Here is a 21080-nt window from a genome sequence, read left to right on the forward strand (position 1 = left end):
AGCCTATAAAAAAACTTAAAAAATAAATGTGTTTGTTACAATTTCAATGTCGTTTTATCCAGTTTTCAAAGAACACGTTTTGAAGTATTTCATTCGTAAGAATGAACCTTCAAAACTGAACGCAAAACGTAATCTTACAAACCCTAGGTTTGTATTCCGAAAATATCCTTAGAAAGGAGGTGATCCAGCCGCACCTTCCGATACGGCTACCTTGTTACGACTTCACCCCAATCATCTATCCCACCTTCGGCGGCTGGCTCCAAAAGGTTACCCCACCGACTTCGGGTGTTACAAACTCTCGTGGTGTGACGGGCGGTGTGTACAAGGCCCGGGAACGTATTCACCGCGGCATGCTGATCCGCGATTACTAGCGATTCCGGCTTCATGTAGGCGAGTTGCAGCCTACAATCCGAACTGAGAACGACTTTATCGGATTAGCTCCCTCTCGCGAGTTGGCAACCGTTTGTATCGTCCATTGTAGCACGTGTGTAGCCCAGGTCATAAGGGGCATGATGATTTGACGTCATCCCCACCTTCCTCCGGTTTGTCACCGGCAGTCACCTTAGAGTGCCCAACTAAATGATGGCAACTAAGATCAAGGGTTGCGCTCGTTGCGGGACTTAACCCAACATCTCACGACACGAGCTGACGACAACCATGCACCACCTGTCACCGTTGTCCCCGAAGGGAAAACCATATCTCTACAGTGGTCAACGGGATGTCAAGACCTGGTAAGGTTCTTCGCGTTGCTTCGAATTAAACCACATGCTCCACCGCTTGTGCGGGCCCCCGTCAATTCCTTTGAGTTTCAGTCTTGCGACCGTACTCCCCAGGCGGAGTGCTTAATGCGTTAGCTGCAGCACTAAGGGGCGGAAACCCCCTAACACTTAGCACTCATCGTTTACGGCGTGGACTACCAGGGTATCTAATCCTGTTTGCTCCCCACGCTTTCGCGCCTCAGCGTCAGTTACAGACCAGAAAGTCGCCTTCGCCACTGGTGTTCCTCCAAATCTCTACGCATTTCACCGCTACACTTGGAATTCCACTTTCCTCTTCTGCACTCAAGTCCCCCAGTTTCCAATGACCCTCCACGGTTGAGCCGTGGGCTTTCACATCAGACTTAAAGGACCGCCTGCGCGCGCTTTACGCCCAATAATTCCGGACAACGCTTGCCACCTACGTATTACCGCGGCTGCTGGCACGTAGTTAGCCGTGGCTTTCTAATAAGGTACCGTCAAGGTACAGCCAGTTACTACTGTACTTGTTCTTCCCTTACAACAGAGTTTTACGATCCGAAAACCTTCTTCACTCACGCGGCGTTGCTCCATCAGGCTTTCGCCCATTGTGGAAGATTCCCTACTGCTGCCTCCCGTAGGAGTCTGGGCCGTGTCTCAGTCCCAGTGTGGCCGATCACCCTCTCAGGTCGGCTACGCATCGTCGCCTTGGTGAGCCGTTACCTCACCAACTAGCTAATGCGCCGCGGGCCCATCTTATAGCGACAGCGAGATGCCGTCTTTCAGTATTTCACCATGAAGTAAAATAGATTATTCGGTATTAGCCCCGGTTTCCCGGAGTTATCCCAAACTATAAGGTAGGTTGCCCACGTGTTACTCACCCGTCCGCCGCTAACGTCGAAGGAGCAAGCTCCTTCTCTGTTCGCTCGACTTGCATGTATTAGGCACGCCGCCAGCGTTCGTCCTGAGCCAGGATCAAACTCTCCATAAAAGAAATTTGATTAGCTCAAATTGTTTTGCTGGCATCATGTTTGATGTCCAAAATTTTGTTTCGTTCACTAACTCAAGGTTAGCTACTAAAAACTTTATTGATTACGTTTTGCTTGTTCAGTTTTCAAGGTTCATTTCGTTACTATTTTCTCAACAGCAACTCTTATATAATATCATGTCGCAAACTCGATGTCAACAACTAAATTTTTAATTTAAAACTCATTTGTTTTTCAACAGTTATCTTAACGACTCTTATTACTATACCACAATATTTTTGTTTTGCAAGCATTTTATAAAAAATATACTAAAGCCGTTATTCCTATCACACCTGGGATACCTAATATAGCAATTGTGAATACCGAAAATAGATTAATCGGTACATTATAGCCTGCATACCCTATGCCTAAGTGAATAATAAATAATAGTAGAAAGGCAAAAGCAAATCTAAACCAAAACACAGACATTCCTTCTAAAATTTTACCCATCTTGGCATGTCTTATTATTATATAAAGAAAAAGAAGCACTACAGGTACACAAAAACTCATAATTACTAACCACGACACATGGTTTCCCCCTCAACAATATAATTATGAAAGTTTATGTTCTCTGTTTTACTTCTATGAATATCAATTATGCCTCGGCATAATTGATGCTGACGCTTCGCTTTCACGCAGATAAACAATGCACCCGGATTTAGGCCTACATGAGGACCAACACGCTGTCGGTCATTTCGGTAATACCACCGGACGTAGCGATTTTACCGATACAGGACAGCCGTTATCGCATGGATTCGATGATTTTGAACAAAAACCCTATACGAACTTCTCCCGGTTCTGCGACATCCGCCGGAGGCATTAACTAAATTCAGCGGATGTTTGGACACCCGCTGAATTTAGTTAAAAAACTATTATTTAATTAATACTCTCCGAATTCTAGCTTCCTTGAATAAATAAAAATGTATACTTTCCGCTGCTTTTCGTTGAGCAATTACTTCTAAATCATAGTCATCTAGTAGTTCTTCAATTATCTTTGCCTGCTGTAAATCCTCTTTTGTTTCTTTTATAAGATTCACAAGCTTGTCATCGAATTCTTTTTTTAATTTTCCCTTACTGCGGAAGAACATATTAATCCCTCACTCACAATTCTCGGCGACCTTCCATTGCCTTCGATAACGTTACTTCATCTGCATATTCTAAATCTCCACCAACCGGTAGTCCATGAGCAATCCGTGTTGTTCGAATGCCAGATGGCTTCACTAGGCGAGAAATATACATAGCTGTTGCCTCGCCCTCAATAGTTGAATTCGTAGCTAAAATAAGCTCTTGAACAGTCTCATCCTGCAAACGAACTAGTAGGGAAGCGACGTTAATATCCTCTGGACCAATACCATCCATAGGTGAAATAGCTCCCTGTAACACATGATACATACCATTGAAATCGCGCATTTTTTCCATCGCAATCACATCTTTTGTATCTTGGACAACACAAATAATAGAATGATCTCTTTGTTTGTCTGTACAAATATGGCATGGATCTACATCAGTTATGTTGCCACATACGGAGCAGTAGCTTAAATTTCGTTTAGCATCAATTAATGCCTTTGAAAAGGATAAAACGTCATCCTCTTTCATTGTTAACACAAAAAACGCCAGACGAGCCGCGGTTTTCGGCCCGATACCTGGCAATTTCATAAAACTATCAATCAGTTTCGATATTGGTTCTGGATAGTACATTTATTTACCTCCTAGAATGGAAGGTTCATGCCTTGAGTGAATTTACCCATTGTTGCATTCGTTTTTTCATCTACTTTTTTCAATGCTTCATTTGCAGCAACAACGATTAAATCTTGTAGCATTTCGATATCGTCTGGATCTACAACTGATGGATCAAGATTTACTTCTACAATTTCACGTTGACCAGTTACAGTTACTTTCACCATACCGCCACCAGCTGCGCCTTCAAATTGCTCTGCGTTTAAAGCCTCTTGAGCTTCCATCATTTCCTTTTGCATTTTTTGCATTTTTTTCATCATACCTTGCATATTTCCCATTCCGCGCATAAACATATTCCTCCTAAATGATTAATCTTCAACAATTTCAATAAAATCTTTACCAAACAACTTTTCTGCTTCCGTCACAAGTGGATCTTGTGAAGCTAGCGGTTGAGCATCGTCGATAAACGGCCCCTCTGGCATTTCAGCCGGTGGTGGTTCTAATAATTCCATTTCATGATCGGTTTCATTCTGAGATTTTTTCTGCTGTTCTAAGCCATGATCACGAATAAACTCTTCACGTAATTTTAACCAAGCTTCTTCAGGCGTACAAAGCATTTCATACATAGTACCAGTTTGCCCTGCAATTAATTGTGTGAACTGAGCTTTTAGGGATTGATTATCAGCAACCATTTGACAATGAATATCATACTTGAATTTTAACACAAAAGCACTTGATGATGCCGCAACAGGTTCAGCCTCTGCTAAAAGAGCTGATTGAGATTTTTGCATTTGGCTTAACGCCTGTGCCCAAACCGATTTAATACGTTGCACATCTTGCTTTGTAGCATCTTTTAGTATCTCTTGAATACGGCCTGTTGGTGCTTTATAGCCATTTGGACTTTTTGCTCGTGGACGTTGCTCTTTTGGTGTTTGCCCCGTTTGCACAGGAGCACCAGCTTGTAATTGGGCTGATAGTTGTTGCACCATTTGCTCAAGTGCCACGATTTTTTGAGCGAGCTCAGGGCTCATAGCTACCTCACCCGAAGTGGTAGTCTGACCAACTGCACCACCCGAAAACTGCACCATTTTAAGTAACGCTGTTTCTAAGTAAATCTTTGTATGGTGGGAGAACCGCATTTCTTGCTGTGTTTTCGCTAAAATATCAATGTATCCATATAGCAAATCCGGTGCAAAATCATGAGCTAATGTAAATACTCGCTCCTCCGGTGATACTAGTTCTAATAATTCAGCTAAATCTTCACTTGTTTGCAATAATAATAAATCCCGGAAAAATGTAATCAAGTCCTCTGAAAGTCGAAGGGGATCTTTCCCATCCGCAATAAGCTGTTCTAGTAATGCAAGCATTTGTGCGACATCTTTTACTTTAAGAGCTTCTGCTAATTCATAGAAAACTTCCTGACTAATAGAACCTGTCACAAGTAATGTATCCTCAAGCTTCAACTTTTCTCCACTGAAGGATACAACCTGATCTAATAAACTTAAAGCATCACGCATACCACCAGCTGCTGATTGTGCGATTACCTTTAAACCTTGTTCCTCAAATGGTAACTCAATATCCTCTAATACAACTTTCATGCGCTCAATAATATCATTGGTTGAAAGACGTTTGAAATCAAAGCGCTGACATCGCGAAATAATCGTTGCGGGCAATTTATGAGGCTCTGTCGTTGCTAAAATAAATACAGCATGAGAAGGTGGTTCTTCTAACGTCTTTAAAAGGGCATTGAAAGCACTTGTAGAAAGCATATGCACTTCATCAATGATATACACTTTATATCTGCTACTCGCAGGAGCAAATCGAACTTTCTCAATGATGTCTCGTATTTCTTCAACGCGTGAATTAGACGCAGCGTCAAATTCAATAACATCTGGGTGAGAACCTTCTGTAATGCTTAAACAAGTAGCACATTCATTACAAGGCTCTTTTGACGGTGCATGCTCACAGTTTAAAGCCTTTGCAAAAATTTTAGCCGTACTTGTTTTCCCGGTACCACGTGGGCCAGAAAATAAATAAGCATGTGTTGTTTTATTCGCTAGGAGAGCATTTTGTAGCGTTCTTTTGACATGCGATTGACCAGACATCTCTCGGAATGATTGCGGTCGATACACACGATAAAATGCTTGATACGTCAATGGTTTCCTCTCCTCTTCTTCATTATATAGAATAGTTCTATTATAGCATTTGCCTCATTATTTATAAAATAGTGTCACCGTTTTTCTAAAAATTCAGGGCGATTCTCTTTCGCTTCCCGTAGTAAAGGCTGATGCTTCTGGCTCCTATCGGCCGCCTCGCACAATTTGTAGCTTCCTTAAACATTCTAGCGATCGCACTTCCGTCCCAACAAATATTATAAAAACATATAAAAAAACGCATCCGCCTTTTGTAGACGGATGCGTTTGAATTGGCAATTTAATGCCGTGCACCTTTCTTCGACAGCCGCACATAAGCGTTACTCTTGTCGTTAGCTCAGATTAGGCAACCCCGCGGCACATGAATAAGACCACTTAATGCTGCTTCCTTCCGGACCTGACATGGTTCATGGGTATCCATTGCGCAGGACCCAATCGTCAACACTACGTGCAAAAGGCAGACCAAACAATACGGACAGCCTCGAAAAAGGAATTCAGTCTCGCTAGAGCGGATTGCGAGTTACAGGACACCGCTACCTTCCCACCTAGCACGGCAATAACTAGTATACTCACTGTTTTCATAAATTGCAACTTAATACACATAATAATTCTTTGGAACATTCTATCTGAACTGTAAAAAGAAATTATAAATCAATTATCCCGCGGCATAATTGCGTCAAGGAATAGCTTTATGCAAGGGCTTGCACGAGATCCAACACGATATCGGTCATTTCGGTAATGCACAAGACGTGACGTTTTTACCTATGCAGGTCAGTTAGCCGTTATCTCATGGATGCGATGATTTTATACTAACATCTATATGTATGTACGAATTCTATTCCCATTACCGACATCCACCGGAGGCTTTAGGCCACGAAAAGCGTAGTGCTAACGTAGCGTCAGCAGCAGATGCTTTTTGCACGAAAGCTTAGCGTCAGAGGCAGAAACACGTCCTTTTTGTTGATAAATTACTACAGGATATGGCGTTCTTAAACTGAGTTCCTCTTTTCACTTACGTACAAAAAATAATTGCTGAAATAAATAAATAAATAAATAAATAAATAAATAAATAAATAAATATAAAAAATCTGTTGACGTGAATTTCATAATATGATAAATTAAATCTTGTCGATAAGACAACGCAACAAAATATCATGGAGGTATACCCAAGTCTGGCTGAAGGGATCGGTCTTGAAAACCGACAGGCGGGTAACACCGCGCGGGGGTTCGAATCCCTCTACCTCCTCCATTTTTAAAATTCCGACTACGAATGTAGCCGTTTTTTTTTGCTTAAAAATTGTATGTAATATTTTCTATATGCCACTTCCACTTAGGTTGTGGTATTTTTTTATTGTAAATTATGATTTTATAACCGATCAATTATGCCTCGGCATAATTGCATTGCTTGAAGGACTCCTTTCTGATTCCGTGACATCTGCTGGAGGCTTTAGGCCAACAGATGTTTTTTGCGCGAAAGCGTAGTGCAACGTAGCGACAGCAACAGCACGAAGTTGGTCACTCAGTCGTGTGTTGCTGTCGCTTCGCTTTCGCACAGATAAATTGCCACAGGACGTGGCGTTCTTAGACTGAGTTCCTCTGTTTCAACAGGTGTTTAGACACCCGCTGAAACAAGTTAAAAATCTATAGCATTATTTCAACTAGACAAATGCGCTTTCGTTTCGAAAACGTATTCCGCCTCAACACAACATCAAAAGTAGTGGTACAATTACCTTTATTCCAAACACACAAACGAGCATTTTTAGCATAAAGCTCGTTAATATTATTAGGGAGGATTTTTTATGCGCTCGAAATTTTACATATCTCGTGCTTCCCTCACTTGGATTTTCACAATTGCTCTGTTAACTGCTATCGGTAGTGAGATTAAAATAACGCCTTTCGTTAATACAACTTTTCGTTTCGGATTAGGAAGTATTATTTTCTTTTTATGCACTCTACTTAGACCTACACCAATCATTTTGGCTGGATTTACTACGAGCATCGTGACAACGATTTTCCGAGTTATCATTAATTACTCTTTACATGATGTTCCATTAGTCGATAGTTTACTAATACATTTACCTGCTGCTGCATTTTATATATTATTTGCAATATGTCTACAAATTCTAAGCATTCATCAATATAGAGAACAACCACTATTGCTCGGATTACTAGTTGCGTTTAGTGAAGTTTTCAGTAATCTAGTGGAACAACTATTTCGTTTTTTTATAAATTCTTATACTTTTTTATTCCTTCATGATTTACTAATACTACTAGCAGTTGCTTTATTACGTAGTTTCTTTGCTGTTGGTATTTATAGTTCCATTTTAATTGCTGAGCAAAAAAAACGCGTTCAGGAAATGCTTACAATCGGCTCAGATTTATATGTTGAGACACTTTATTTAAAAAAATCTATGAACCACATAGAAGCAATTACAGGCAGTGGATTTGAATTATATCGACAATTAAAATCACTAGGCTATCGTGCAGAAAGTTTACAGGCACTTCATATTGCCCAGGAAATTCATGAAGTGAAAAAGGATTCACAACGCATTTATGCAGGTATTTCTAAAATTGTTGGCGAAAAGAGCTTTGGCTCCCTTAGATTGTCAGAATTATTACATTATATCGAAGACGGCAACAGTAAGTACGCTAATTTCCTCGAGAAAGAAATTGAGTTTAAAATAAATATTGAAATTGATTTTCAAACGAAAGAACATATTGCATTGCTTGCACTTCTGAATAATTTAACAGCTAATGCTATAGAAGCAATTGAAGATCAAGGCATCATTTCTATTGCCATTCAACAGCAACAGGATGATACTGTAATAACAGTATGTGATAACGGGAAGGGCATTCCACAAAATAATCTCTCTATTATTTTTGAACCCGGATACACTACAAAATACAATGTTGAAGGCGTAGCAGCAACAGGTATTGGGCTTTCACATGTTGTTGAATTAGTAAATAAATTAAATGGCTCAATAACCGTTGAATCAAATATTCAAAACACGATGTTTAAAATTACAGTTCCTACGCAAACTATTCAAACGGGAGAGACTTAAATGAGGTATTTTATTGTAGATGATGATCGTGCAAGTCGGGTCATGTTAAAACAAATTATTGAAGATAGTGGCTTAGGCACAGTTATTGGTGAAGCACGCAATGGTGAGGATGCCATTCCACAAATTTTAATGACACAGCCAGAGTTTGTGTTGATCGATTTACTTATGCCCAAGCTTGATGGGATAGCAACAGTCGAACACCTTATTCAAAATCGTTTTGAAGGACAATTTGTCATGATTTCTCAAGTAGTGAATAAGGAAATGGTTGGTGAGGCATATGAGCAAGGTATAGATTTCTTTATTCATAAACCTATAAACCGTATTGAGGTTGAGAATGTTTTACGTAAAACAACTGAACAATTTCGCCTAAAAAATTCATTGCTTATTATTCGCCAATCACTTACAAATATTGATCTAAGTGAACAAATAAATCATAAAGCAACATCACGCGATCATATTCAATCCATCTTAAATGATATGGGTATCGTTGGTGAAATCGGAAGCGAAGATATTATTGCTATCATTGAAACATTACTTGCTCATCAGCACAAAATTGCACCACTTCCTCCATTAAAGGAGCTTTATGAGGAAATTGCTGTTGTCACAAAGGCTACACCCGATGAAATTTTGAAGGAAAGTAAAGCCATTGAACAGCGTGTGCGCCGTACTATATTAGCAGCGATGATAAATCTCGCCAATTTAGGTGTTGTAGATTATACTAACTCCGAATTTGAGTATTACGCACCTCGATACTTTGACTTTAAAGAAATTCGTCTGCTTATGACTCAGATAGAAGATCACAAAAATCGCAAAGCAAAGGTTAATATTAAGAAGTTTATTCAGGTATTATATTCAGACATTTTAACTAAATTAAATTAATTTTATCGGATTTTGTCGGATTTCATAAGTCCTCCGTATTATTAAAGTAAGGCAAGTCCTAAAAATTTTAATATTAGGGGGTACTAAGGTTTTGAAGAAGAAATTTAGAATCAGTTTAGCCACTCAAATTTTAGTCGGTTTGATTTTAGGGATTATTGTTGGCGGTATCTTTTACGGAAACCCCAAAATTGAAACATATTTACAACCTTTAGGTGATATCTTCCTTCATCTAATTAAAATGATTGTTGTACCGATTATTATTTCAACTTTAATCGTTGGTGTTGCTGGAACTGGAGATATGAAACAGCTCGGACGATTAGGTGGTAAATCACTTATTTACTTTGAAGTTATTACAACAGTAGCAATTGTAGTTGGTTTACTTTCTGCAAACTTATTCCAACCAGGCGCGGGCGTAAACATGAACGAGCTCTCTCAAGGAGATATTTCGAAATACGTTGCAACTACAGAAGAAGTACAGCATGAAGGACCATTTGATATTATTGTAAGCATTGTACCAACAAATATCATTCAGGCAATGTCTGAAGGTAATATGCTTGCTATCATCTTCTTCTCAGTTATTTTTGGTTTAGGGGTAGCTGCCGTTGGCGATCGAGGTAAACCAGTATTAGACTTCTTCCAAGGGGTAGCAGATGCTATGTTCTGGGTAACGAACCTCGTAATGAAATTCGCTCCAATTGGGGTATTTGGTTTAATTGGTGTAACCGTTTCCAAATATGGATTCGCTTCACTAATACCACTTGGCAAACTTGCTATACTTGTTTATGCAACAATGCTATTCTTTATCTTTGTTATTCTTGGTCTTGTGGCAAAATTCACGGGTATCAATATTTTCTTCTTAATTAAAGTACTAAAAGATGAGCTAATTTTAGCGTTCTCAACGGCAAGTTCTGAGGCTGTATTACCACGAGTTATGATGAAAATGGAGAAACTAGGTGCTCCAAAGGATATCGTATCCTTTGTTATTCCAACAGGTTACTCCTTTAACTTAGATGGTTCTACACTGTATCAAGCTATTGCTGCATTATTTATTGCTCAAATGTACGGTATTCACCTAAGCATTGGTGAACAAATTACGTTAATGCTTGTATTAATGGTTACATCTAAAGGGATTGCAGGTGTTCCAGGAGTATCCTTCGTTGTGCTACTAGCAACTTTAGGTACTGTCGGCATTCCAGTTGAAGGTTTAGCATTTATCGCAGGTATCGATCGTATTCTTGATATGGGACGTACAGTCGTTAACGTAATTGGTAACTCACTTGCGTCATTAGTAATGGCGAAATGGGAAGGCCGTTTCGATTCAGAGAAAATGAAAAATTACTTTAAGAACAATGAAAATTTAGCATAAAATTAAAAAAATCCTCACGATGTATGGATGGCATCGTGAGGGTTTTTTTATTTTGAATTACGCCTCGGCATAATGGCGTCCGGAGGCTTTAGAACAACAAATGTTATTTTACGCGAAAGCGTAGTGAAACGTAGCGACAGCAACGTGTTTTTGTCTGTGCGAAAGCGAAGCGGTAGCCACAGCATGATGTTGATCACTCAGTCGTTGCCACAGGATGTGGCGTTCTTAGACTGAGTTCCTCTATTTCAGCTTCAGCTAAAAGAAGTTAAAACTTTATCTAAATAAGCAATAATAGATTCTTTTCCATTTGCATGTGCCTCTTGTGCACGTATCTCATCTTTTTCAAGCTTTAACTCAGCAGCTGCAACAATCCGCTCCGCATCTTCATGTGGTACGACAACTACACCGTCCACATCCCCAATGATATAATCACCAGGACGAACAGATACGCCCCCAATAGCAATAGGAATATTGACTTTGCCGCCACCGTTTTTATTGCCAGCTGCAACCGTTGTGCCAAGTGAAAATACAGGAAAGTCCAACTCACGAATAGCCGCAATATCACGAATAACACCATCAACGACAAAGCCCTGTACTCCAATACCCTGCGCTAATGAAAGAATAAAGTCACCGGCAACTGCACGATTGGTATTCCCTTTAGCGTCAATTACTAAAATATCCCCTTCTTCAGCCGCTCGAATAGCTTCCAATACTGCACCGTTTTCACCATCTGGTAAACGCACTGTTACAGCACGGCCAGCAATTTTATAATGATCTGCTAACGGTTTAATATCACTGCGTAAATTCGTATGTCCTCCTGTAGCATCTGAAACTGCAGTCGTTGGCAAATGCTTGAAACTTACTTCCACCTTTGTCATTAATAACACCCCTATTATGATTTATGAAAGCTTACACAATTATTGTAAATAAAAATTATCTACTATTTCAATATATATCAGAAGATTATGGAAATTTTACATTACTTACGCTACAGAAAACAATTACTGAAAGAAGTTAAATTATTTCGGTAAAATGTCTTGATTGTTCATCTAATGCCTCTGCTGCAGTAGCAATTTCAGCAAAATCATTTGTCGTTACATTAATTTGACCATTTGTTTTTTCAACTTTTTCAGCTATACGTATGATACTTTCAGTGACTTTTCCAATCTCTCGCTCAATGCCATCAACATTATCTTTTACTTCTAAGATAGATTGCTCCACCCTTGCTGAAAGTTTTCTTACCTCTTTTGCTACAACATCAAAGCCTCGGCCATACTCACCAGCTCTTGCTGCTTCAATAGCTGCATTTAGTGCAAGTAGATTTGTCTGAGAAGCAATTTCTTGAATGGTTTTTACAATCCCTTTAATAGATTCAGCTTGCTTCTGTAACTGCGCAAGATTTCTAACATTATCGGCAGACTCTTGTGAAACCTCGTTCACTGTTTCCAGTAAATCCTCACTATTTTGAATACCAGCCTCCGAACGGCTATGAAGCTCTTTAGACATAACCTTTAATGTATCAGCTACACTAACAATTTCATTTTGTCGTTCAGTAATATTTGTTGCGATTTTCGATACGCCAAGTACCTTACTTGAATTATTAGCAAAGACAGGCATATAAGTAGCCTCAAGCCAAATTCTATTTCCGCTTGCATCCATCCTTTCGATTTTATCCTGATAGCTATTGCCCGCGGCTAAGTTACGCCAAAATTTTCCGTACTCTATGCTATTCACAAATTCCGGCAAACAGAAATCCTTATGATCTTTTCCTATCATTTCCTCCACTTTATAGCCTAATGTCTTAGCAAAAAGCTCATTTACATAGGCAACTTTATGGTTCATATCAAAACGGATAATGGCTATATTTCGTTCAATTGCCAGCACTACTAGCTCATCAGTAACTTGTGTATCTATTGTCTGCATAATCTACACCTCAATTATTCTATTCGTAAACTGAAATTTAGATCATAACTATAACGTGTGGCTGATATCCGTTCCGACTGGGTGCTTTCCTGGGGGCATTCGATGAGCCCCAAGGAGTTGAGCAGCCACCCCAATCAACTTATATACAAGGCATACGTTCTAACAAATCCATCTCAGCAATAAACTTGAAATTTACATAAAAATTATTTTTACGGGCCAAAAGAATTTATTGTAGAAAAAAACATGGGGATATTACCCACGCTTTTTCACAAAATTTAATACTTCTTCCGATGTAGTAGCTACGTGAATAAGTGTTTTTTGTTCAGCTCGTATAAAACCTTCCTCAAGCATTTTCTGAAGTTGTTGTAAAAGCGCATCATAAAAGCTATTTACATTATATAAAATTACTGGCTTTTCATGTAATCCGATTTGTGCCCATGTAAACACTTCAAAATATTCATCCATTGTTCCACCACCACCTGGTAAAGTTATAAAAGCATCTGCTAACTCTACCATTTTGGCTTTGCGTACATGCATGGACTCAACAAAATGAATCTCTGTTAACGAGACATGTGCTATTTCTCGCTTCTGTAAATGAGTTGGCATCACACCAATAACCTCTCCACCAGCTGCTAGCACTGCATCTGCTACTTTCCCCATTAATCCTGTTTTTGAACCACCATAAACGATACCGTGACCATTTTGAGCTAATACAGTCCCTAATTCGGCTGCCTTCTCTGCATAAATTGGGTTTATGCCTAAGCCGGAACCGCAATATACCGCTATTCTTATAGTAATCCCCCCTATTCAAAAAACGTGACACAATAGGTTACATATTGTCTCACGTCTTTTGATCATTTTCTTCAATTACTTGTTTCTGCGTCATTACTCTTTCGAAATTTAACTATAGTTCATTTCCTATTTACGTAGATGACTTGTTTGTGCCTGTCGCTTCGCTTTCGGCCAGAACACCAAATTTATCTTCCTATTGTTTTAGAAATATTAGCTTTAATAAGCCTTCTATTTACGTAAATGACTTGTTTGTGCCTGTCGCTTCGCTTTCGGCCAGAACACCAAATTTATCTTCCTATTGTTTTAGAAATATTAGCTTTAATAAACCTTCTATTTACGTAAATGACTTGTTTGTGCCTGTCGCTCCGCTTTCGGCCAGAACGCCAAATTTATCTTTCTATTGTTTTAGAAATATTAGCTTTAATAAGCCTTCTATTTACGTAAATGACTTGTTTGTTTTAGCATATGACTGATGCGGCTCACAATTGAATCAATTGCTTCGGGATTTTTTAATAAATCATAATCATTAATATCTAAACGTAGAACTGGGCATGAATTAAAATTATTGATCCAGTTCTCATAGCGGTCATGCATTTCAATCCAATAATCATTTGGTGTTTGTTGCTCCATAGTACGTCCACGCTCTTGAATACGTCCAATTACAGCATCAATTGGCCCTTCTAAATACACAAGTAAATCTGGATGAGGGAAATACGGTGTCATTACCATCGCATCAAATAAATTTGTATACGTCTCGTAATCTGTTGGGCTCATTGTACCTTTGTCATAGTGCATCTTAGCAAAAATTCCTGTATCTTCGTAGATGGAGCGATCTTGAATAAATCCTCCACCATATTCAAAAATTCGCTTCTGTTCCTTAAAACGTTCCGCTAAAAAATACACCTGTAGATGGAAGCTCCATTTTTCAAAGTCCTCATAAAATTTATCTAAATATGGATTGGTATCCACCTTTTCAAATGACGTACGGAAATTTAGCGCCTCTGCCAACGCCTTTGTCATTGTTGATTTCCCTACACCAACCGTACCAGCGATTGTAATGACCGTTTGTGGAGGAATATCATATTTCTCTCTCAAATTCATTGTTGCAAGCTCCTTTGTTGTAACGTGTCCTTTATTGTTTGTAAAACATATTTCAAATCATTTGGATTTTTTACGAAATCAAGCTGATCACCATTAAATCGAATAACGGGGATTTCGGGATGCATTTTCTCAAAATGCTCGATAAAAGAATGATAATCTGCCACTAGTTGCTCCATGTAATCTCGTGAAATCATTTTTTCAAATTCACGACCACGCATCGCAATACGTTTCATCAACGTATCAACACTGGCATGTAAATAAACAACTACATTCGGAACAGGCATATCTTTCGTTAATATTTTATAAATTTCTTCGTATTTATCGTACTCAGTTGATAGCAATGTACGCTTGGCAAATATTAAATTTTTAAAAATGTGGTAGTCCGCTACTACAGGTTTATCATGCATTAAACGAAATTTTTTTATATCTGATAATTGTTTATAGCGATTACAAAGGAAGAACATTTCCGTCTGGAAACTCCATTCCTCTATGTCTTCATAAAACTTATTTAGAAAAGGGTTTTCGTCAACTATTTCTTTTAATAGATGGTAATTAAATGTTGCTGCAAGCTCTTTAGATAAAGAGGTTTTACCAACACCAATCGGACCTTCTACCGTAACAAATGGAACCGTCACTAGAAGCTCCTCCTTTATGTTCTATGGATTCTATCATCAATTACCCCATTCTCGAGGTTTGTATAATTATATCAATTATGCCTCGGCATAATTGTGTTCAGAGGCTTTAGGCCAACATGATGTTTTTTTGCGCGAAAGCGTAGTGCTAACGTTAGCGTTTGCAGCATGATATTGGTCACTCAGTCATGTGTTGTTGTTGTTGCTGTCGCTTAGCTTTCGCACAGAAAGAAAACACGTTGCTGTCGCTTCGCTTTCACACAGACAAATTGCCACAGGACGTGGCGTTCTTAGACTGAGTTCCTCTATTTCAGAAGTTAAAAATGAATCAGTGCTTTTCATTGTATCATAGTGAGAAAGTGAAAAACAGAATCAAACTATTTCTCTATTAAAATAGGAGGCCAAAACCAATTCTGTGACATCTGCTGAAATAAATAAAAAAATAGACCCACTCAAAGTGGATCTATCGTTAACCTTATAATTTAACTTGCTGTAAACGCAGTGCATTTAAAACGACAGATACTGAACTAAACGCCATTGCTGCACCCGCTACCCAAGGAGCTAGTAAACCGATTGCTGCAATTGGAATGCCTAATGTATTGTAAGCAAATGCCCAGAATAAGTTTTGTTTAATATTGCGCATTGTTTTACGACTCATGATGATAGCATCCGCAATACTGTTTAAATCGCCACGAATAAGTGTGATATCCGCTGCTTCCATAGCCACGTCTGTACCAGTACCAATCGCCATCCCAATATTCGCTGTCGCAAGTGCTGGCGCATCATTAATGCCATCACCAACCATTGCTACTTTTTTACCTGTAGCTTGCAGTTTTTTCACTTCATTAGCCTTGCCTTCTGGAAGTACTTCTGCAATTACATGATTCACACCAACTTCTGCTCCAATTGCTTGTGCTGTACGTTCATTGTCACCAGTCATCATAATAACGGTAATGCCCATTTCTTGTAGACGACTAACCGCTTCTTTTGAAGTATCCTTCACTGTATCAGCAACTGCTACTAGACCAGCATACTGACCGTTAATCGCAGCTAACATTGCCGTTTTACCGCTTTCCTCTAATTGCTCCATTGTTGGTAGGATATCATCAATATGAATACCGTATTGCTGCATCAATTTACGAGTACCGATGACAACTCCTTGACCAGATACAGTCGCTTGCACACCGTAACCTGGTATTGCTTCAAAGAATTGAACATTTCCTAGGTCAATACCGCGATCAGCAATTCCTTGAACAATTGCTTCTGCTAACGGATGTTCTGATTGCTTCTCCGCTGCACCTATTAACGATAAAAAGCGTACTTCGTCTTGATTTGCCGCTAGTACAACATCCGTTAATACAGGTTTGCCGTGTGTCACTGTACCTGTTTTATCAACAACTACTGTATCGATGCTTTGCGTTTGCTCTAAATGCTCTCCACCTTTAAATAAAATACCGAATTCCGCCGCACGACCAGAGCCCGCCATAATAGATGTTGGCGTTGCTAATCCAAGCGCGCATGGACAAGCGATAACAAGAACTGCAATTAATACTTCAAGTGCAGGCGTAAATTCACCAGGTTGCACCCAGATAATCCAAATTAAAAACGTGACAAGTGCAATGCCAACAACGATTGGTACAAAGACGCCCGAAATTTGGTCTGCTAAGCGCTGGATGGGGGCTTTGGAGCCTTGTGCATCTTCTACAACTTTAATAATTTGAGCTAGAGCTGTATCTCGACCGACTTTAGTTGCTGTCATTTTAATAAAGCCATTTTTATTAATAGTGGAACCAAATAATAGGTCACCTTGCTTTTTATCAACAGGTAAGCTTTCCCCCGTTAACATCGATTCATCTACAGCTGTTGTTCCTTCTAATACCTCACCATCAACAGGAATTTTTTCGCCAGGCTTCACTAAAATAATGTCACCAATGACTACTTCTTCTAATGGTACCTCTTTCTCCGCACCGTCTCGAACAACGATGGCTGTTTTTGCCTGAAGGCCCATTAATTTTTTGATTGCTTCAGATGAGCGACCTTTTGCTTTTGCCTCAAATAACTTACCTAATAAAATTAAAGTAATTAATACGGCACTCGTTTCAAAATATAGGTGAGGGGCATGATGTGACCCCGCAGTAACAATTGCTTGATAGACACTATAAAAATACGCCGCAGATGTTCCCATTACTACAAGTACATCCATATTGGCACTACCATTACGTAAAGCCTTGTAGGCTCCAACATAAAATTGCTTCCCGATGATAAATTGAACAGGAGTAGCCAACACCATTTGTACCCATGGATTCATTAAAAACTCAGGGACATATAAAAATGATGTAAATGAAAAATGTCCTACCATCGTCCACAGTAATGGTAATGAAAGAATGGCTGATAAAATAAATTTATTCTGCTGTTGTTTGATGGCCTGCTCACGATGATCCACAGTTTCTTGCTCATCTGCTTTTTGATGCGCCTCATATCCTAATTTCTCAACCTTTGCAATAATATCTGCAATCGTCACCTCAGATGGGTTAAACTCAATAGTTGCTTTTTCGAGTGCTAAGTTTACGTTCGCAGAGGATACACCTGCTAGTTTATTTAACCCCTTCTCTATGCGTGTAGCACAGGCTGCACATGTCATGCCCGTAATATTAAATTCGGTTTTTTGTTTCACGACACCATAACCAAGTGCTTCAATTTTCTTTTCAAAGTCTTCTTCATTTAATTTTGACGGATCATATTTAATAGATGATTTTTCAAGGGCTAAATTAACTGTCGCTTGTTCTACACCATCCATTTTATTTAAACCTTTTTCTATACGAGTGGCACAGGCTGCACATGTCATACCTGTAATTTGCAAATTCGCTTCCTTTATTTCCGAACTCATGATCATTTCTCCTCTCCATATACCAATAGGGGGTATATAATTTTTAAAATAAGAGAGTGCTACAAGAGCACCCTATTTAACATCATAGCCTTGATCGTCAATTGTTTCTTTAATTTGGTCTAGAGATACTTGTGTTTCGTCAAATGCTACATCTACTAAACCATCAGCTAAGTTTACTTTTACTTGTTCAACGCCAGTTAAAGCACCAACACTTTTTTCCACTGAGTTTACACAATGCCCACATGACATTCCTTGTACGTTTAAAGTTACGTTTTGCATAAAATATCTCTCCTTTTATTTTTAAAACTGTATAGGGGTATATATTTATTAAAAAAACTTTTACTTTTTCATTAACTTTTGAATAGTTACTACTAATTCGTCTAACACTTCCTCATCACCTTCTGATAGGCGATCTACTACACATCCCTTTAAATGACCTTCTAATAATATCTTTGCTACGCTATTTAAAGCAGACTGTGTGGCAGACAGTTGCGTAATAATATCATCACAGTAAACATCTTTGTCAATCATCCCTTTAATACCTCGAATTTGACCTTCAATTCGATTCAAACGAGTCGTTAAATCCTTTTTAACGCGTTCAGGATGATGGCTTTTTCGACACGAAGTAGCCTCCTCTGTATGACAAGCATCTTCTTTCACTATATCCTCCATCTAATACACCTCCTACCTCACAACTTTATATTACCATACCCACGAAGGGTATGTAAAGTTAAAATTTTTAGAATTTTTTAATGATGGTGGTGATGATTTGACTGCTCATTTTTTATTGTACATAAAATTGAATTATCATGCTTATGTGCTACTGTTTCCAATTGAATCGTTACATGCATTATGCCCTTATGCTCAAGATTATGTTCGATTTCTCGCAATATATTCTCACTATCCCCAATTTTCAGCTGATCCTCAACAACTGCATGACAAGAAAGTGCATTCGTTCCACTTGTTATTGTCCAAATGTGTAAATCGTGAATGCTATGAATACCATCTGTTTGTACAATAGTTTGTATAATTTCCTGAACGTCTACGTTTGAAGGTGTTCCTTCCATAAGAATATGAACAGCAGCCTTTGTTACATAGTAGCCGCTTCTCAATACTAATATTGCAACGACAACACTGGCAAGTGGATCAGCCCAGCCCCAACCAAAAAACATAATTAAAAGTGCGGCAACGATGGCCCCTACAGATCCAAGCATGTCGCTTAATACGTGTAAAAAAGCCCCACGCATATTTAAATTATCTTTTGTATCACTGCCACGCATCATAATCCAAGCTACTAAAATATTCATCAAAAGACCAATTGTACTAATAACTAGCATACCTGTAGTTGCAACTTCTGGTGGATTTGCAAAACGTTCTATTGCTTCATAGAAAATGAATAAAGCAATCAAAATTAAAGTTACACCATTTAATACCGCTGCTAAAATCTCAAATCGTTTATAACCGTATGTTTTACTATAGCTCGCAGCCTTTTCTCCAAATATAAAAGCAAGTAAGGCTATCGCTAATGAAATTGAGTCACTTAACATATGTCCTGCATCTGATAAAAGAGCCAAACTATTTGTTAAATAGCCACCGATCGCTTCAACAATCATATAACTTGTAATAATAATAAATGATACTATTAACACCTTTTTATTTGCGCCATGTGTATGGTCATGGCTGTGATCATGATTGTGTCCCATGTTTTACCCCTCCATTAACTCTAGTTATGTGTAGCATGCTCAATAGCTTGCATCAACAAATTCATAATGTGATCATCATCTTTTGAATAATATATAGTTGTACCTTCTCTTCTATATTTCACTAACCGTAAATTTTTCAAAAAACGTAATTGATGTGAAACCGTGGATTGACCTAAATCTAAAATTTCGGCAATGTCGTTGACTGAATGTTCACACGTACATAATAAATTTAAAATACGAATTCTTGTCGGATCACTTAATGCTTTAAATGTTTGAGACACGACGAATAGCGTTTCTTCGTCTAAATGTTTTTCCTTGTTATTATGAACCTCTGTATTTTGTAATTTTTCATCCATTTAGTTTACCCCTAACCTTTTTATATTTATATATGAGCATGTGTTCATATATAAATATAGATGGTTGTTTTAAAATTGTCAACGTTTCACTTTCTTACCGAATCCGGACGCAATTATGTCGAGACATATTTGATAGTAGCAATTGTTAATTAAGCAAGATACACTAAATGATAAGGAGAGATCATAGTGGATATTTTTGAAACAGACCGATTGTTTATGAACAGTGCACTGGAAGAAGCTAAGAAAGCGGCTTTACTTGGAGAAGTGCCAATAGGAGCTGTGCTTGTATATGATGGTGAGATTATTGCACGAGCTCATAATTTACGAGAAACAACACAAAACGCAACGACACACGCTGAACTAATGGTTATTCAAGAGGCTTGTAAAAAGATAGGGAGCTGGCGCCTTGAAAAAACAACACTTTATGTGACACTTGAACCTTGCCCTATGTGTGCAGGTGCAATTTTGCAATCCCGTGTGCCACGTGTTGTATATGGTGCAAGAGATATAAAAGCAGGCTGTGTCGATTCACTCTATCGCTTATTAAACGATGCACGCTTTAACCATGAATGCGAAGTAACGGAAGGTATTTTAGCCGAGGAATGTGGACAAATCTTAACCGATTTTTTCAGAGCATTACGTGAACGCAAAAAAGCCGAGAAAAAGGCGCGACAAGCATTAGTTGCTGAAAATGAAGAATTATAATGCGTATAAATTATTTCACTTGTATACTTTTATAAAAGAAAAACTACTGTTGAGATTAAATTTTCAACAGTAGTTTCTTTTATTT

General features: G+C 38.6%; 19 protein-coding genes, 1 tRNA gene, 1 rRNA gene and 1 other RNA gene. 5 read left to right on the plus strand and 17 right to left on the minus strand.

Annotation, left to right across the window (positions count from 1 at the left end):
- Positions 1–172: 172 nt before the first annotated feature.
- From JNUCC51_RS11415 to ffs, 7 genes are all read right to left on the minus strand, one after another.
- A 16S ribosomal RNA gene (locus JNUCC51_RS11415) occupies positions 173–1725 on the minus strand.
- A gap of 289 nt (positions 1726–2014) precedes the next feature.
- Positions 2015–2287: a pro-sigmaK processing inhibitor BofA family protein gene (locus JNUCC51_RS11420; RefSeq protein WP_049662546.1), complete on the minus strand. Its 273-nt coding sequence runs from the start codon at positions 2285–2287 to the stop codon at positions 2015–2017.
- A gap of 344 nt (positions 2288–2631) precedes the next feature.
- Positions 2632–2847 carry a YaaL family protein gene (locus JNUCC51_RS11425; RefSeq protein WP_049662544.1) on the minus strand — a complete coding sequence of 72 codons (216 nt, stop codon included), beginning with the start codon at positions 2845–2847 and terminating at the stop codon, positions 2632–2634.
- A gap of 13 nt (positions 2848–2860) precedes the next feature.
- Positions 2861–3457, minus strand: coding sequence for a recombination mediator RecR (gene recR / locus JNUCC51_RS11430; RefSeq protein ID WP_337992048.1), 597 nt, complete (start codon positions 3455–3457; stop codon positions 2861–2863).
- An 11-nt stretch (positions 3458–3468) separates the two neighbouring features.
- A complete protein-coding gene (locus JNUCC51_RS11435; protein ID WP_134026842.1) occupies positions 3469–3783 on the minus strand; it encodes a YbaB/EbfC family nucleoid-associated protein in 315 nt (104 codons plus the stop codon).
- Positions 3784–3804: 21 nt separating this feature from the next.
- Positions 3805–5592, minus strand: a complete 1788-nt coding sequence (gene dnaX / locus JNUCC51_RS11440; RefSeq protein WP_337992049.1) for a DNA polymerase III subunit gamma/tau — start codon at positions 5590–5592, stop codon at positions 3805–3807.
- 283 nt (positions 5593–5875) lie between these two features.
- An RNA gene (ffs, locus tag JNUCC51_RS11445) (signal recognition particle sRNA large type) lies at positions 5876–6143 on the minus strand.
- A 602-nt stretch (positions 6144–6745) separates the two neighbouring features.
- On the opposite strand from ffs, the gene JNUCC51_RS11450 reads away from it, so the two are divergent.
- The 4 genes from JNUCC51_RS11450 to JNUCC51_RS11465 all read left to right on the plus strand — a co-directional run bounded on the left by JNUCC51_RS11450 (position 6746) and on the right by JNUCC51_RS11465 (position 10896).
- Positions 6746–6838 (plus strand) — tRNA-Ser (locus tag JNUCC51_RS11450).
- Positions 6839–7388: 550 nt separating this feature from the next.
- Positions 7389–8651: an ATP-binding protein gene (locus JNUCC51_RS11455; RefSeq protein WP_337992050.1), complete on the plus strand. Its 1263-nt coding sequence runs from the start codon at positions 7389–7391 to the stop codon at positions 8649–8651.
- A complete protein-coding gene (locus JNUCC51_RS11460) occupies positions 8652–9530 on the plus strand; it encodes a response regulator (protein WP_337992051.1) in 879 nt (292 codons plus the stop codon).
- 91 nt (positions 9531–9621) lie between these two features.
- Entirely contained in the window at positions 9622–10896 is a 1275-nt protein-coding gene (locus JNUCC51_RS11465) for a cation:dicarboxylate symporter family transporter (protein ID WP_100543444.1), read from the plus strand.
- Between the two features lie 251 nt (positions 10897–11147).
- Here the strand turns inward: JNUCC51_RS11465 and JNUCC51_RS11470 are convergent, their stop codons facing one another.
- From JNUCC51_RS11470 to JNUCC51_RS11515, 10 genes are all read right to left on the minus strand, one after another.
- Positions 11148–11774, minus strand: coding sequence for an RraA family protein (locus JNUCC51_RS11470; protein WP_337992052.1), 627 nt, complete (start codon positions 11772–11774; stop codon positions 11148–11150).
- Between the two features lie 136 nt (positions 11775–11910).
- Positions 11911–12819, minus strand: a complete 909-nt coding sequence (locus JNUCC51_RS11475) for a methyl-accepting chemotaxis protein (RefSeq protein WP_337992053.1) — start codon at positions 12817–12819, stop codon at positions 11911–11913.
- A 252-nt stretch (positions 12820–13071) separates the two neighbouring features.
- Positions 13072–13626 (minus strand): LOG family protein, encoded by a 555-nt coding sequence (locus tag JNUCC51_RS11480; protein ID WP_337992223.1) that lies wholly within the window; start codon positions 13624–13626, stop codon positions 13072–13074.
- 417 nt (positions 13627–14043) lie between these two features.
- On the minus strand, positions 14044–14712 hold the full coding sequence (locus JNUCC51_RS11485; RefSeq protein WP_049662527.1) for a deoxynucleoside kinase: 669 nt from the start codon (positions 14710–14712) through the stop codon (positions 14044–14046).
- A complete protein-coding gene (locus JNUCC51_RS11490; protein ID WP_337992054.1) occupies positions 14709–15347 on the minus strand; it encodes a deoxynucleoside kinase in 639 nt (212 codons plus the stop codon). The genes JNUCC51_RS11485 and JNUCC51_RS11490 overlap by 4 nt, the downstream gene beginning before the upstream one ends.
- 472 nt (positions 15348–15819) lie before the next feature.
- Complete coding sequence (locus JNUCC51_RS11495) at positions 15820–18231, minus strand: heavy metal translocating P-type ATPase (RefSeq protein WP_337992055.1); 2412 nt, start codon at positions 18229–18231, stop codon at positions 15820–15822.
- Between the two features lie 72 nt (positions 18232–18303).
- Positions 18304–18510 (minus strand): copper chaperone CopZ, encoded by a 207-nt coding sequence (gene copZ, locus JNUCC51_RS11500; protein WP_049662517.1) that lies wholly within the window; start codon positions 18508–18510, stop codon positions 18304–18306.
- A gap of 60 nt (positions 18511–18570) precedes the next feature.
- Entirely contained in the window at positions 18571–18903 is a 333-nt protein-coding gene (locus tag JNUCC51_RS11505) for a metal-sensing transcriptional repressor (protein WP_100541818.1), read from the minus strand.
- A 77-nt stretch (positions 18904–18980) separates the two neighbouring features.
- Positions 18981–19934 carry a cation diffusion facilitator family transporter gene (locus JNUCC51_RS11510; RefSeq protein ID WP_337992056.1) on the minus strand — a complete coding sequence of 318 codons (954 nt, stop codon included), beginning with the start codon at positions 19932–19934 and terminating at the stop codon, positions 18981–18983.
- 20 nt (positions 19935–19954) lie between these two features.
- Entirely contained in the window at positions 19955–20290 is a 336-nt protein-coding gene (locus JNUCC51_RS11515) for an ArsR/SmtB family transcription factor (RefSeq protein WP_337992057.1), read from the minus strand.
- 186 nt (positions 20291–20476) lie between these two features.
- On the opposite strand from JNUCC51_RS11515, the gene tadA reads away from it, so the two are divergent.
- Positions 20477–20995 (plus strand): tRNA adenosine(34) deaminase TadA, encoded by a 519-nt coding sequence (gene tadA / locus JNUCC51_RS11520; RefSeq protein WP_337992058.1) that lies wholly within the window; start codon positions 20477–20479, stop codon positions 20993–20995.
- Positions 20996–21080 lie beyond the last annotated feature (85 nt).

This window comes from Lysinibacillus sp. JNUCC 51 (assembly GCF_015999525.1).
GTDB classification, from domain to species: domain Bacteria; phylum Bacillota; class Bacilli; order Bacillales_A; family Planococcaceae; genus Lysinibacillus; species Lysinibacillus xylanilyticus.

Bases quoted from the DNA above. Each gene is read 5' to 3' on its own strand.
- JNUCC51_RS11435 (WP_134026842.1), bottom strand. From the start codon at position 3,783: ATGCGCGGAATGGGAAATATGCAAGGTATGATGAAAAAAATGCAAAAA.
- JNUCC51_RS11505 (WP_100541818.1), bottom strand. From the start codon at position 18,903: ATGGAGGATATAGTGAAAGAAGATGCTTGTCATACAGAGGAGGCTACT.
- JNUCC51_RS11460 (WP_337992051.1), top strand. From the start codon at position 8,652: ATGAGGTATTTTATTGTAGATGATGATCGTGCAAGTCGGGTCATGTTA.
- JNUCC51_RS11425 (WP_049662544.1), bottom strand. From the start codon at position 2,847: ATGTTCTTCCGCAGTAAGGGAAAATTAAAAAAAGAATTCGATGACAAG.
- recR (WP_337992048.1), bottom strand. From the start codon at position 3,457: ATGTACTATCCAGAACCAATATCGAAACTGATTGATAGTTTTATGAAA.
- JNUCC51_RS11515 (WP_337992057.1), bottom strand. From the start codon at position 20,290: ATGGATGAAAAATTACAAAATACAGAGGTTCATAATAACAAGGAAAAA.
- JNUCC51_RS11495 (WP_337992055.1), bottom strand. From the start codon at position 18,231: ATGAGTTCGGAAATAAAGGAAGCGAATTTGCAAATTACAGGTATGACA.
- JNUCC51_RS11475 (WP_337992053.1), bottom strand. From the start codon at position 12,819: ATGCAGACAATAGATACACAAGTTACTGATGAGCTAGTAGTGCTGGCA.
- JNUCC51_RS11455 (WP_337992050.1), top strand. From the start codon at position 7,389: ATGCGCTCGAAATTTTACATATCTCGTGCTTCCCTCACTTGGATTTTC.
- JNUCC51_RS11470 (WP_337992052.1), bottom strand. From the start codon at position 11,774: ATGACAAAGGTGGAAGTAAGTTTCAAGCATTTGCCAACGACTGCAGTT.
- JNUCC51_RS11510 (WP_337992056.1), bottom strand. From the start codon at position 19,934: ATGGGACACAATCATGATCACAGCCATGACCATACACATGGCGCAAAT.
- JNUCC51_RS11485 (WP_049662527.1), bottom strand. From the start codon at position 14,712: ATGAATTTGAGAGAGAAATATGATATTCCTCCACAAACGGTCATTACA.
- copZ (WP_049662517.1), bottom strand. From the start codon at position 18,510: ATGCAAAACGTAACTTTAAACGTACAAGGAATGTCATGTGGGCATTGT.